The organism is Clostridium sp. D53t1_180928_C8 (assembly GCF_015667795.1).
Classification (GTDB): Bacteria; Bacillota; Clostridia; order Clostridiales; family Clostridiaceae; genus Clostridium.
The window spans coordinates 23,886-37,811 of record NZ_JADPEL010000015.1 but is presented as its reverse complement, the minus strand read 5'-3'; the positions used below and the strand labels follow the sequence as shown (position 1 = coordinate 37,811).

Sequence of the window (13,926 nt, the reverse complement as noted above, 5' to 3'; positions counted from 1 at the left end):
TCAACTAATATATATAAATAAAAAAAGAGCAACATTTCTGTTGCCCTAGTATAGTGTTAACATTTAACCTACTTTAGGTATTTCGCTATTAATATTTTTCTTGCTTTTTATAGTTGCTATACTAGTAATTTTCTTAGTAATTGATGTATTTAAGATTTCATCTGTCACGCTTCTATATTCCTTTGTACTTTTACATCTTGGATCATATAAAGATACTGGTAATCCATTTGTTTGACTTTTCACTATTATGCTACTTTGATGAATTTCTGTATCAAAAACCTTATATGAATAAAATTCTTTTATCTCTTTTCTAAATGATTCGCTTAGCTTTGTTCTTGAATCTACTCTTGTTAATAATATTCCTTCAACCTTTAATTTCTTATTAAAGGTTTTTTGAATCATCTTTATTGTCTTTGATAAGTTTTTAAGTCCTTGCATATTAAATAAAGATGGTTCCATAGGTATTATTACGCTATCACTAGCAACTAAAGCATTAATTGTTGTAATAGACTGACTTGGTGGACAATCTATTAATATAAAATCATAATCGTCCTTTAAATTTTCATCTTCTATCATTTTGCTTAGTATTCTTTTGCTATTTTTTATTTTTATTAAAGCTAAATCAGCATTACCTATTTCTGAATTATTCGGAATAATATCTAACCCCTCTAATATCGCACAATTTTTTATTGTTTTTCTTAAAGATTTCTTTCCTCTAAGACAATTAACTAGTGACTCTTTATCTGTCTTAAATCCTACACTTGTTGTTAAATTTGCTTGATAATCATTATCTATCATCAAGACCTTATAACCTGAATTAATTAATTCTGCTGCTATATTTACTACCGTTGTAGTTTTAGCACATCCTCCTTTGTGATTACATACACTAATAACCTTCATCTTTTTTCTCCCCTAATCCTCATACCATTTTGTATATTCTTTATTTTTCTTATCATAGTTTCTTAATCTACAATTTTTTAATGAATTAACTATGTATATATTAATTATATTATAATACATTTCTCTATAAATTGTAATATTTTTACAATTTATATATTAAAAAAGTATCCTTTTATATATCTTACAATTTTCACGTTATATTTTTCTTAAAACTTTTATATAAATAAGTTTTAGTTTTTAACGGTATAAACAATAAATAATTGCTGTATTTAAATAATAATTTATTGACTTTCAATAAATTAAATAATAAAATCTACTTATTAAGTATATATATCCACATGAAAGGATTTAAATATTATGATTGTTAAGCTGATTCAACTAAAAATGAATAAACGCCCTATGGATACTGACCTAAAAATTAGAATGTCCCCTTCTTTAGGATTGCTTACAATAGCTAATATACTAAATAAGGATCATACTATAATTATTGAAAATGAAAATATAAGAGATATAAATTTTAATGAAGATGTTGATATTGTAGGAATAACTGTTACTGTTGATGTGCTTCCAAGAGCTATAGAAGTTGCTAAAATATTCCGTGCAAAAAATATTACTGTAGTTGTAGGTGGAATACATATAACTGCTGTTCCTGAAGGTTATTTAGATTATTTTGATGTAATTAGCGTAGGAATGGCAGAAACAACTTGGCCTGATATTATAAGCGATTTAGAAAATAAAAACCTAAAAAAGATATATTACTGTAATACTAAAATTACTGGAAGTAAAATAGTATCTCCTGCTTATCATTTAATAAATAAAAAGGATTATTTATATAGTAATATAGTTAGTACAAGTAGAGGTTGTCCTTTTAAATGTGATTTCTGCTATAATAGCTGTAATTCTTATAGTAATTTTTATGTTAATAGACCTATAGAAGATGTTGTTAAAGATATTAAAACTATTGGTAAAAAACATATTATGTTTATAGATGATAATTTTATTGGAAACCCTAAATGGACTAAAGAATTTTTATTAGCTATTGAACCATTAAAAATTAAATGGAATGCTGCTGTAACTGCTAATATTGCTAATATGCCAGAGCTTTTAGATCTTATGGCTAGAGCTGGATGTGAAAGCTTATTTATTGGATTTGAAAGTATAAATAATCAGTCTTTAAGCAATGTTCATAAAAAACAAAATAATGTTACTCAATTTGAAAAGTTAGTATCAGAAATTCATAAAAGAGGTATTATGATCAATGCTAGTTTTGTTTTTGGATTAGATGGTGATACTAAGGAAACTTTTGATGCTACCTTAAAGTGGATAGTTGATAATAAAATTGAAACTGTTACATCTCATATTTTAACACCTTATCCTGGTACTAAGCTTTATGATGATATGCTTAAAGCTGGTAGAATTACTGACTTTAATTTATCAAATTATAATACAGCTAATGTAGTTTTTGAGCCTAAAAATATGACTGCTGATGAATTGTATAATGGATATATTGATATTTATAATAAAATTTATAGCTTTAAAAATATAATTAAAAGAATACCTAAAAGTAAGAAACAAGTTATGCCTTATTTGGCATTTAACTTATTGTATAGAAAATTTGGAAGACTTTCTGAAAAGGTATGTAAGTTATTAACATTTGAGAAAATAGGGCAAGCTGGTGAATTCCTTGCTTATAAGTTAAAATAAATTTATATTTTTTATAACAAAAAAAGAAATCTTAGTTGTATCTTTTTCAACTAAGATTTCTTCTATAGATATATTAAATACTCTACTTAATGCAAATAAATTATCAATAGATGGAAGGCACTGACCCCATTGCCATTTATATATAGCTTGCGGTCCATCAAATCCGAAATATCCCTGTAAATCTTTCACTGATAAACCTCTTAATTTCCTGATCCTAGCAATATTGGCACCTGTAGCTTTCATATCAATAACCGGTAATTCCATATTATCTACCTCCAACTATTTTAATATTCAGTATATCTATACTAACTTATATGTAAAAATTTCTCAACACTTTTTATTAATAAAAATTGCAACTGTACAGCCATGGGTAAAATTCAGCAGTAATAAGCCATCCTGTCAAAACCTATTTCATGGATTTTATCGAAAATTATATCCTAAACCTTAAGAATTTATCCAAAAGAGAGTTGATTCTTTATAATTGATAATTAACCATTGAAAATTAAACATTTATTATCTATATCCTATATTAAAATATCATCATAATAAATCTGGTTTTCAATTGTTCCATAATAACCCTTTATGGAGGGGGCTTAATTTAGAATTTACGTACAATTGCAATATTGCTTTACTCTATATTTATAATGGTTGTACTATTAGAAATTTGAAGAGCTGTGTCAACTTCTGATAAAAAGCTTTCTATTTTATCCTTCATTTCTTTTATAAGCTTTTCTCCATCCAAAGCATCTACTAATCCATATTCATTAGCCTTACGATAAGGCTCAGCAATTGCATCATAGCTTGCTTGAGTTATTTTTTCTTTCCCTTCTTTACCATAAGCTGTATTTAGTAATTGTTCTATACTATAATCAACCTTCTCATTTTCTTTTATTATTATATCTGAAGATGTTTTATACTGCATTGTTAATTTTTCAAGTAATGCAATTTCATACTCTATAGAGCTTTTCTTATCTATAGCTTCCGCTACTGTCATTATCTTACCTGCAATATCTACTTTTGTAACTGCATTTGATTGGATTATAGCTGATTTTATGTTATTTCTTCTTTTAATTAAATCTACTATAGATTGATAATCTGCTTTTGCATTTGCTTTATATGCTTCCTTAGTTATCTTTCCATTTACATTTAGAACTGATACCTTTGTAGCCGCTATAAATTCACCCTCTTCGATTTTTCTATTTATACGACTATCTAATAGTTTTAATTCATTTAGACCTTTTGTCACTAGCATTTGTTCCATAATTCCATCCTCCAATCAAATCAAGTTAATTATTAAACTTTATATATTTATTCTAACGGATAGAAAAAATTTAATCATTAAACTTGTAGTTTAAAATCCCCAAAAAAACTTAACTTAAACTTTGATTTAATTATAAAAAGAGTTAAATCACTAAGGTGGTTTAACTCTTTATTATTTATTCTCCTATTGTTTAGGTTTTGCTATAAGCCATTGTTGAACGCTTTGGTCTTCTGGTAAAACACTATTATCTACCCACATGTAGAAGAATCTTTCTGCTGGATAAATATAATATCCATCTTGATTATGGTCTGATGTATCATATGAATCTGCGAAGATTATAACATCATCTCCAAAGTTGTCAGTTCCCATAGTGTCATATCCTATAATATCTTGCCAATGTCCTGACCAATCTATCCATTCAACCATAATAGGTGTGTTATTCTTTAAGTTATCTATAACCCAATCTCTAAATTCTATTGGATCCTGAAAAGTATATCCGCCATCTAAAGTACCTTCTGTTAAGCTTGATGTTACATCCCAATTAATTGCTTCAAAGAACTGTACCATTCTATCTGTTGATGTACCATATTCTCCTCTTTCATTTGCAACACCTTTATCTTCAGTATTATTTCCATTTAGATCCTTATGGCAATCCATCATATCTGCAATTTGTAACTCTTCATAACTTGTTTCACCAAAATGATTTAATACCATTAGAGCTGCTGATGGACCACAGCTATATTCTTTAGTTTGTTGGTATGTTTTAAATTTTTCTAAAATTGTCAAAGTATCGTTTGACTTTAAGTTATAATAATCAACGCTTGTAAAGTATGTACTTTTTTCATTATCTCCAATATTATTATAAGAAGATGCCCCCGACTCTAAAATATCATAGTTTTTTGGATAAGGAATTTTGTTATCAATAGTTTTTGTACTATTGCTACTACATCCTGTAATCCCTAAAGTTAATACTGTTGATAATAATAAAATTAAACCTTTTCTCACTATTTATCCCCCCAGATAATATTTTATACTAGCAAATTATACTAACTTTTATTTTGAATTTCAATATATATATTTATTGTGCAAATTTATACATAGACAATGCTTCTATTTGAATATAATAAAAAGCTACATTGCTGTAGCTCTTTATTATATTTCTTAAAACTTCGTATAAAAATATCATACTTATTTTCTTTTATAAATATATACTCCTAAAACTAAAGATAATAATCCTAAGACCCCTTGTCCATAAGGTCTATTAGAGCCTGTCTTAGGTAATTTAGCTTTTGTAGTTTTTTCAACTTTTTTTACTGATTCTAGTGAATTATTAGCTACACTAATATTGTTTTTATTTTTGTCAATTGATATAGTTTCTCCTATAACGCTTGGACTATAATATCCAAAATCAATATCATTGTAGGCTTTTTCACCTTCTAACTCTACATTAACCTTATTATCTTTAGAATTATCTTTTTCAAATGTTTCTTCCATATTACTTGGTAAAGTATTTTTATCTATAGAAATTGTATATTCCCCTAAAGTTAACTTATTAAATATATAGTTACCACTATCATCAGTATTAATACTAACTATATTTCCTTCACTGTCTGTTAGGTTTACTTTTACGTCTTTCAATCCCTTCTCATTATCATCTTGTTTCCCATCTTTATTTAAGTCATTCCATATACGTCCTCCAATTGAAGAAAGAACTTTTACCTCATCAGTATTACCTGAATCCGATAGTTTACGATAATAATAAATTATCTCAGTAGGTTCTAAAGAATAAGTGCCTTTTTCATTACCAGATACATTTACATATTCATATCCTGTTAATACCCTTTTTTCAGTTGTATATTCTTTACCTAAAGGTTCAGCACTTATAACAGGTTCGATAATATCATCTCCATTACCTTCATCAACATATCTTACTTTTAAATTACAAACTGGAATCTCTCTCTTTATATGATAAGAAACTTCTAATTCTTTATACGGTACTCCACTAATATCCCAAGTTATATTGCTTCCATTCACCTTTGGGATAACATCATTTTGTGAAGCTTCAAATGTCTCTGGCATAAGTTCAAAACCATCTTCTATATTATCAGTTACAAAATAGTCAAAAGTATTTATAGTTGTTTTTACATCTTTAAAAATTTTTGAAAGATCCCCTACATTTTCAGAGTAAAAATAGTGATCATCATCAATAGCAATCTCTCTAAACAACTTTTCTGCTTCATTTGTAGCTGCTAAAAACTTCTGATATCCACTTATTCCTGGCTCTTCATTATTTAAAAACACTGAAAATATTTCATAACCAGCATTCTTTATCTCATCTACTTTATCCATTATAAGATATCTTAAATCATAAAATTCTGCCTTTGAATTATCATAGATAGTTCCTTTAAGCTCCTTAAGTGCCTGATTATTATCAAAGTTTCTTTTACTAGCTCCAGGATATAAATTTTCCTGTTTTGATAAAACATCATCTTCAGAAAAATATGAATCATTATCTATTTCACCATTATTCCATTTTTCTTCTAATTTATTTCTTTGTTTTTTTATAACATCTCCTGGATAATAATCAGAATATCTGCCATAATAATCCCCAGGTATATTACTATAATAATAATCTCTTTCAGGACCTATATTAGGATGTCCATCTCCTAGAATTATTAGAACCTTTCTATCAGCATCTAAGCCAGAGCTATCTAAGTTTGATTTAGCTTTAGATAAGCCATCTAACAGTGGTGTAAATCCACCAAACTCCATATTATCTATAGCTTCTTTGGCTTCAGTAAAATTATTATTCATTTCATAAATTGTCTTTATATATTTTGGATAATTTTCAGGATTATTATAATTATAGTATCCAGGCCCTCTGAAGGTAGTTATACTAATTCTGTCATAGTTCGGATTTAAGCTATTTATAAAATCTTTTATGACTTCTTGTGTTTTATAAATACTTCCACTATCCCGCATTGAACCCGAAGCATCTATTAATATTTCAAAGTCAATTTTTTCTCTTATCTTGGAATCTAGAACCTCTTTCTGAAGCTTTAATGTTATCTTTTTTTCTTCATAAACTGCTGTCTTTTTTACTTCCTCAACAATCCTATTTATAGGGTTTAAAGTTTCTGCATTTGCCATAGTCGCTACAGAGTTGAATTTAATTAACGACATAATAAGAAATAAACATACTATTCTACTAATTACCTTTAAATAATTTTGATTTTTTGTTTTAATCTTGACCATCCCCTTATAATTTTAATCAAAAAAATAGCAACTGACATCAACTCACTATCAGTTACACAATTATCCAGCATATATAAAATGTCCGGTTAAATATATGATGAATAATATACTTATTAATAGTTATTAATCAACAACTACTAGCATTTATTTCCAAAACTATACTATCACTGTAATTTATTATAGTCAATATTTAATTTAATATAATTAGACAAATTTCTTATTATTTGAGATAATTTAAATTCTTATATAAAAGGCGACATTAATTATAATATAGATACTTGTTGTCATAACCCAAATAAATTAGAAAATAAAACTGATTTAAATCCTACTTATGAAATTTGTGATTATATAAAACTTAGAAGCTTATTATTAGATAAATAATAAAAAAATATAGGATAAGTATATATACTTATCCTATATTTAAAGTTATATTTTCTTATAATTTATTAATCTATCTATAATTGCTCCAGTTATAACTCCAACTGTATAACAAACTAAATCACTCCATAAAAATCCAAACCCTAATACTAATGCTCCTAAGGTTGTATTTCTTATAGTCTCTATCCATGGTGCATGGTATAACTGACTTATTTCTATACTATAGGAGAAAATTATTGCCCAAGAAATAATGAATATTGTCGATTTATTATTGAATATAAATGCAATAATAAAAAATACCATCATCGCCCATAATACATCACCTGAATATGCTGATGCTATCTCTGGTAACCCTGAAACTTTTCGTGATAATAATCCTAAGATTATTGTTATTACTATTAATATTAAGTATATAACTCTATTTCTTTTCATAATCTCACCCCACTTACCAATATTATACTAAACTAAATAAGAGCTTAATAGAGATTTCTACTAAACTCTTACTTACTATATTATTAATTAAACCTACTATATAAACTACATTTTATTTAATTGGAAAAACAAAAACTGCGACTAAGAAAATAAACATAGCAGCCCCTAAAGCAACTAAAGAAAGTACTTTGTTTTTCTTCCAATTCTGAATAGCTTGAATTAGCATTAATATCCCTAATAATGGTTCAAAAACATATATTGCATTTTCCCAGATATTGAAAATCTGCATACTGACTAGTATTATTATACTTATTGAACATATAATTTCCATAATATACAACACTTTTTCTTGTGTTTGTTTTTGATTCCAGTTCTCTCTTATATTTATCATTATGTCCCCCATATTTTTTATTCATTTTTAGTATTTTATCATATATGGGAAGCATAATTAAATATTTTATTTTTAATTAAAAGTTAGCAATTATTATATTTCAACTTAGACTAGCTTTTTAACTACGTTTATATATGCTTGAACCCATTTTATTAATTTTTTAACATTGCCTTTTCAAATTGATGATTAAACTGATTACATTTATTAAAGACTCTATATTTCATATACTACCCCTTAATTATATCAACTATAATTTTCAATTTTATTTTAATATTTGTATCTTCAGTAATTTTCATAAGCTCTATTATATAATCTTTTAATAATCTCTTTTTATTCCTACTATAAAGAGTAAAATTAAACCCAATACCTTTATTTTTTAACATATATAAATTTTTTATATTGTTAGAAGTAAACTCATTTACCTTACCAAGGGTAATATTTTTTAATATTAACTTTTGCTTTTCATAATCACTTTTCTTATTCTTACTTTCTATTATATAATCATCTGAAACCATTATTTGTAATATTGTAATTAAATTACTTAAATCATTTGTTCCATTTTCTTTATAATACAAATTTATAAACTCTTTCCCAAGTATAGCTATGAATGCTCCAAGATATCCTTCCCCTTCACATTTAATATAAATTTCATCTAGTGATAATTGGACATATCTCTCCTCTACTCCATTGTACTCATATTTATTATATTTATGATTTAACTCATCAAACACATTGGCTTTTACCTTTTTAATTTCACTTTCATGTTCACAAAGTTCTTTAAAATATTCCTCCAATATTTCACGAGTAAATTCATTTCTTTGTCTATCAAAACAAACTAATTTTTCATAATTATCCATATAAATCACCTATAATAATATCAATTGTTAATATTACTCCATATCTAAAATTTATTTATATAATTCTATACACTTATTATATATTACAATTTTACCTTTATAAACCAAATTATGTATTATAAATGATTTATATATTATTTTTGTGCAAAAAAAATTATTTAATATTTAATATTTAATATTTAATATTTAATAATAGACTAAAAAAAACTCTGGTTATAAAAATAACCAAAGTTTTTTAAATTTACTTTCATATTTATATATTCACCTAATATAATTTAAAAATCAAAATGCAATAAAAAAATTTTAAAGCTTATTAGTTGTTATATAGTGGCTTCTATCAACATTTTAACTACATCTATATCTGCTGGAATCCACTTTTCTTCTCTTAATTCTTGTATAGAAACCCACTTTGCATCATTATGAACATTTAAGTTTAATGTTCCTCCATATATTTCACAAGTATAACAATGCATTATCAAATGAAATGTAGGATAATCATATTCTATTGTTGTTAGAAATTCTAAGTTATTAATATCTAACTCAAGCTCTTCTTTTATTTCACGTATTAATGCTTCTTCATTAGTTTCTCCTGCTTCTATCTTTCCACCTGGAAACTCCCACATGTCTTTAAATTCACCATAGCTTCTTCTAGTTATGAATATTTTTTCTTCTTTTTTTATTATCGCTGCAACTACTTCTATTGTTTTCATTTATTCTTACCTTCTTAACTTAATCATAATTTTATATAATAATATTAAAAGCTAAATATCATCATTTATCTGTTCATGACCCCATGCAGAGATTTCACTAAGAACAGGCATAAAACTTTATCCTCTCTCAGATGAACTATACTCTACTTTAGTCGGAACCTATGGATATCATTTCCTATTTACTAATCCATCCCAATCTAATTCCTTTAATTAAGTACTTAACATCTTGTGAGTAACATCTTATTTATTTTTTATTATACAATTATATCTGTAGGAAATAAACTTAAATTATATATTTATGGAGGCTATTATGAAAAAAGAAATTGAAGTAAAAAAGCTAGTAAAGATTACTTTGTAACCTCTACTAGCCTTTGACTACTTTTATTATTTGCATTTTAATTAATTTATCTACAAAAAAACTGCTACACCTAAGGCAAGTAAAAGTATTCCACTCATAAAAATAGCTAATAACGGAATAGCACTAAATTTAACCCTTTTTTGTTTGTATCCTATATAAGCTGACCCTATTATAGTATAACTCATCATTAATTCAATAATTATAACAAATATCATAAAATATCTAAAATAAGACAATATTCTCCCCCTAAAATTCTCTTTTATTTAACTTCTATAAGCTATAAAAAAAACTATTAACTTATATAATAATAGTTTTATTTGCTTTATTAATCATACTTGGTGGAATTTCTTCATTAAGCTCCCATACAAAACTAATAGGTTTATTTCCAGTATGACTTCTATATTCACAAGTTCCTAAGTAAGTAAATGGTGATGTAAGTCCACCTCTAGTTTTATGCTCCCTAACAAAAAGCACTATCTTATTTCCATTTTTCAAATGATTAATGTATCTTTTTCCTGCTGCACTTTCTATTGATGTCTTACTTTGAGTTTGCCAATGGAATAGCCTTTCGTTTATAGCATAATCCTCATATAATGTTGAAGGTGAAAAATCTTTATCACTTTTATTTAATGTTATAAAGAATATATCAGTTTTCTTATCTTCAAAGAACTTTACGCCTTCTCTAAAAGCTGGTTTCTTTTCTTCATTAAAGTATCCAAATGCAGCCATAATTACATCTGTTGTATAATCACAATGTAAATCTAAAGGACACTTATATCCTAGCTCTACTTTTTTATCTATAAAATCAATATGCTTATAATTGTAGCTTAATATCCCACAAACTTCTTTCATCATAGTTTTATTTTTAAGTAACTTATTAATACCTTCATTTATAGATGTTAATCCAACTTTATTAGGTGAATCATTATAGAAAATATAATACATCATATTTAACATTAATTGTTCTTCGTTATTAAAATCAACCTCTGAAATATTATCATAACTATTAATTGTATTTACCATAAATTCTATAAATCTTCTTGAATTTATAAATAATAAATTACATAACTTCTTTGTTATTATATCTTCATTTTCATCATAAAAATCTTCTCTTTGTTCTGCCATTACACACATTCTTGCAAAGCTTCTATCTTTACTCTTACCATAGAAATCTGTTAAAGATAAATTATGATAAGTTAAAAAGTTATCTAAGGTTAATTCTAAGTCTGTATCACCTTTAAATGTTCTAATTTTACTTATTAGATTATTCTTAGTATTAGCTGCTGACTTTATATTTCTTAAAATATATTCTTTTGATTCCTTTTCTAGTTGAACATAACACCCTTTAGGTAAGCTTAAAAATCCATTTTCAATATACTCTTTTACAGACTTATTAGTTCTACCAATTAAAGCTCTAAACTTTTCTTCAAAATTATAGTTTGCATGTGCTTGCCCAACATAATCAAGTACAGTTAAACATTCTTTTCCTTCACTAAGTCTTAAGCCTCTTCCTAACTGTTGAAGGAATACTGTTAAACTTTCAGTAGGTCTTAAAAACAAAATAGTATTAATTTCTGGAATATCAACACCTTCATTATATATATCAACAACAAAGATAAACTTTATTTCTCCATTAACTAATCTTTCTTTGGCTGTATTTCTATCTTCCTTTTTACTTTCATCTGTTAATGCTATTGCTGGAATTCCTGCTTCATTAAATCTTAAAGCCATAAATTTAGCATGCTCCTTACTTACACAGAAGCCTAGTCCTACAACTTCATTTATATCAGTAATATATTTATTTAAACTACTTATTATATTATTAACTCTTATATCATTTCCTGTATAAACCTTATCTAATTCACTTACATTATAGCCTTTCCTTTGCCATTTAAGCTTTGATAAGTCTACAGAATCTGATACTGCAAAGTATTGAAATGGACTTAATAATTTTCTATCTATAGCTTCTGGCAATCTTATTTCTCCAGATATTCTATCTTCAAAATAACTAAATACCTCTTTATCATCTGCTCTTTCTGGTGTAGCAGTTAATCCTAATAATACTTTTGGTTTATAGTAGCTTAATAATCTTTGATATGATTGTGCAGCTGCATGATGGAATTCATCAACTATAATAAAATCATAGTAATCCTCTGATGTTATTTCACATAAATCTTTACTATTTAAACTTTGTATGGAAACAAATAAATGATCTAAGCTTTCAGGAGTTCTTCCCCCTACCATTAATTCTCCAAAGTTATTATTTTTTAATATTGCCCTAAAAGTATCCCTTGCTTGCTTTAATATTTCTTCACGGTGAACTACAAATAATAACCTATTTGCCTTCCCCCTATTTCCCTTGCAAAAATCTTTATAATCAAATGCAGAAATTACCGTTTTACCTACACCAGTTGCTGCAATAACTAGATTTTTATTTTTATTAAATATTTTTCTTTCAACTTGCAACTTTTCTAATATTTCTTTTTGATAAGAATATGGTCTTATATCAAAACTAAAGTTTAAATCATTGTCATTACTACTATCTTTATTTTCTTTTCTTAATGATATTTGTAATCTTCTTTTATCTTCTTCTGTTCCATTGTAAGAAACAAATTCTGAGTCATTCCAATAGCTTTCAAAAGTAGCTTCAAATTTCTTTATAATATCAAAGGAATCCTGTTCTGTAATTTTTAGGTTCCATTCTAAACCTGAAGTTAGTGCTGCATTAGATATATTAGAAGAGCCTATATATGCAGTTGTAAAGCCTGTTTCTCTTTTGAACATATAAGCCTTTGCATGAAGTCTTGTTCTATCTGTATCATAAGAAATTTTTATTTCTGTATTAGGTAATTTACTTAACTCATCAATAGCCTTAACATCTGTTGCACCCATGTATGAAGTAGTAATTATTCTTAGTTTTTTATTATTATTTATTGTAGCTTCCTTTAAGCTTTCAATGATACATCGAATTCCACTCCACTTTACAAAGGAAACTAATAAATCTATAGAATCACAAGATATTATTTCTTTATTTAATTCTCCTAACATATTAGGTTCTTGTCCTGATCCTGTGAATAGTGAACTTTGTGATAATGGAGTTACTGGTCTTGTTGCTTTCTTGTTATTTATTGCTCTTTTATTATTTACTTTTGAATATAAAGCAGTTAGCATTTCTCCATTTTTGTCTATTTCATATTTTCTGATATCTTCTTCATTTGACACTTTACTTAGTATGATAATTATGTCATTACAAGCTTCTATTTGCTTTATTAGCTTTTCACTATCTTCTTTTTCTTTATCTCTGATGTAATTAAGTGATTTTCTTATTACTTGTGATATGTATTGTGAAAGGATTGCTTTTGCTTCTGCTTTATCTATTTTATCTTTATCTATAATAAATTTTTCTTGTTCTAAGTTATTTAATTGTTCTAGTATTTCTTTGTTTATTATTTGTTCGTATAGTCCTTCTTTCAATATCTCTCCCTCCAAATATTATTAAAATTAGTTTATTATTTAATTTTATCATATTTGTGTATAATAAAAAGCTACATAAAACTGTAGCCTTTTATTTCTTTGGTGGAGGTGATACATAAACTTTAAAATTCATCACTATTAAATATGATAGAATAACCTAATCTTTATATTTAAACGTTTTACAATAATATCTTATCATTTATTCT

At 26.1% G+C, this 13,926-nt stretch carries 12 protein-coding genes; 1 reads left to right on the top strand and 11 read right to left on the bottom strand.

What is annotated here, in order from left to right:
* Window positions 1-63: 63 nt before the first annotated feature.
* Window positions 64-900, bottom strand: coding sequence for a ParA family protein (locus I4V51_RS11240; RefSeq protein ID WP_195988525.1), 837 nt, complete (start codon window positions 898-900; stop codon window positions 64-66).
* A 357-nt stretch (window positions 901-1,257) separates the two neighbouring features.
* Between I4V51_RS11240 and I4V51_RS11235 the strand changes: the two genes are divergently transcribed.
* Window positions 1,258-2,604: a radical SAM protein gene (locus tag I4V51_RS11235; protein ID WP_195988524.1), complete on the top strand. Its 1,347-nt coding sequence runs from the start codon at window positions 1,258-1,260 to the stop codon at window positions 2,602-2,604.
* Here the strand turns inward: I4V51_RS11235 and I4V51_RS11230 are convergent.
* The 10 genes from I4V51_RS11230 to I4V51_RS11185 form a co-directional block, all read right to left on the bottom strand.
* On the bottom strand, window positions 2,596-2,868 hold the full coding sequence (locus I4V51_RS11230; protein WP_195988523.1) for a helix-turn-helix transcriptional regulator: 273 nt from the start codon (window positions 2,866-2,868) through the stop codon (window positions 2,596-2,598). The two genes, I4V51_RS11235 and I4V51_RS11230, sit on opposite strands and share 9 nt — an antisense overlap.
* Before the next feature lie 364 nt (window positions 2,869-3,232).
* A complete protein-coding gene (locus I4V51_RS11225; protein ID WP_195988522.1) occupies window positions 3,233-3,865 on the bottom strand; it encodes a hypothetical protein in 633 nt (210 codons plus the stop codon).
* A gap of 183 nt (window positions 3,866-4,048) precedes the next feature.
* Complete coding sequence (locus I4V51_RS21210) at window positions 4,049-4,870, bottom strand: C39 family peptidase (protein WP_207745952.1); 822 nt, start codon at window positions 4,868-4,870, stop codon at window positions 4,049-4,051.
* 183 nt (window positions 4,871-5,053) lie between these two features.
* Window positions 5,054-7,120: an SdrD B-like domain-containing protein gene (locus I4V51_RS11215; RefSeq protein WP_195988521.1), complete on the bottom strand. Its 2,067-nt coding sequence runs from the start codon at window positions 7,118-7,120 to the stop codon at window positions 5,054-5,056.
* Window positions 7,121-7,546: 426 nt separating this feature from the next.
* Complete coding sequence (locus I4V51_RS11210; RefSeq protein WP_195988520.1) at window positions 7,547-7,930, bottom strand: DUF2809 domain-containing protein; 384 nt, start codon at window positions 7,928-7,930, stop codon at window positions 7,547-7,549.
* 112 nt (window positions 7,931-8,042) lie between these two features.
* Window positions 8,043-8,321: a DUF3953 domain-containing protein gene (locus I4V51_RS11205; protein ID WP_207745951.1), complete on the bottom strand. Its 279-nt coding sequence runs from the start codon at window positions 8,319-8,321 to the stop codon at window positions 8,043-8,045.
* A 227-nt stretch (window positions 8,322-8,548) separates the two neighbouring features.
* A complete protein-coding gene (locus I4V51_RS11200; protein WP_195988519.1) occupies window positions 8,549-9,178 on the bottom strand; it encodes a hypothetical protein in 630 nt (209 codons plus the stop codon).
* Between the two features lie 320 nt (window positions 9,179-9,498).
* On the bottom strand, window positions 9,499-9,888 hold the full coding sequence (gene mutT / locus I4V51_RS11195) for an 8-oxo-dGTP diphosphatase MutT (RefSeq protein WP_195988518.1): 390 nt from the start codon (window positions 9,886-9,888) through the stop codon (window positions 9,499-9,501).
* A 408-nt stretch (window positions 9,889-10,296) separates the two neighbouring features.
* Window positions 10,297-10,482: a hypothetical protein gene (locus I4V51_RS11190; RefSeq protein ID WP_195988517.1), complete on the bottom strand. Its 186-nt coding sequence runs from the start codon at window positions 10,480-10,482 to the stop codon at window positions 10,297-10,299.
* Window positions 10,483-10,543: 61 nt separating this feature from the next.
* The gene (locus tag I4V51_RS11185; protein WP_195988516.1) at window positions 10,544-13,720 is read right to left on the bottom strand and encodes a DEAD/DEAH box helicase; all 3,177 of its coding nucleotides are present in this window, start codon (window positions 13,718-13,720) and stop codon (window positions 10,544-10,546) included.
* Window positions 13,721-13,926: the final 206 nt, after the last annotated feature.

Coding starts and splice junctions, on each gene's coding strand:
- I4V51_RS11200 (WP_195988519.1), bottom strand. CDS start 9,178: ATGGATAATTATGAAAAATTAGTTTGTTTTGATAGACAAAGAAATGAA.
- mutT (WP_195988518.1), bottom strand. CDS start 9,888: ATGAAAACAATAGAAGTAGTTGCAGCGATAATAAAAAAAGAAGAAAAA.
- I4V51_RS11225 (WP_195988522.1), bottom strand. CDS start 3,865: ATGGAACAAATGCTAGTGACAAAAGGTCTAAATGAATTAAAACTATTA.
- I4V51_RS11205 (WP_207745951.1), bottom strand. CDS start 8,321: ATGATAAATATAAGAGAGAACTGGAATCAAAAACAAACACAAGAAAAA.
- I4V51_RS11210 (WP_195988520.1), bottom strand. CDS start 7,930: ATGAAAAGAAATAGAGTTATATACTTAATATTAATAGTAATAACAATA.
- I4V51_RS11240 (WP_195988525.1), bottom strand. CDS start 900: ATGAAGGTTATTAGTGTATGTAATCACAAAGGAGGATGTGCTAAAACT.
- I4V51_RS11215 (WP_195988521.1), bottom strand. CDS start 7,120: ATGGTCAAGATTAAAACAAAAAATCAAAATTATTTAAAGGTAATTAGT.
- I4V51_RS11235 (WP_195988524.1), top strand. CDS start 1,258: ATGATTGTTAAGCTGATTCAACTAAAAATGAATAAACGCCCTATGGAT.
- I4V51_RS11230 (WP_195988523.1), bottom strand. CDS start 2,868: ATGGAATTACCGGTTATTGATATGAAAGCTACAGGTGCCAATATTGCT.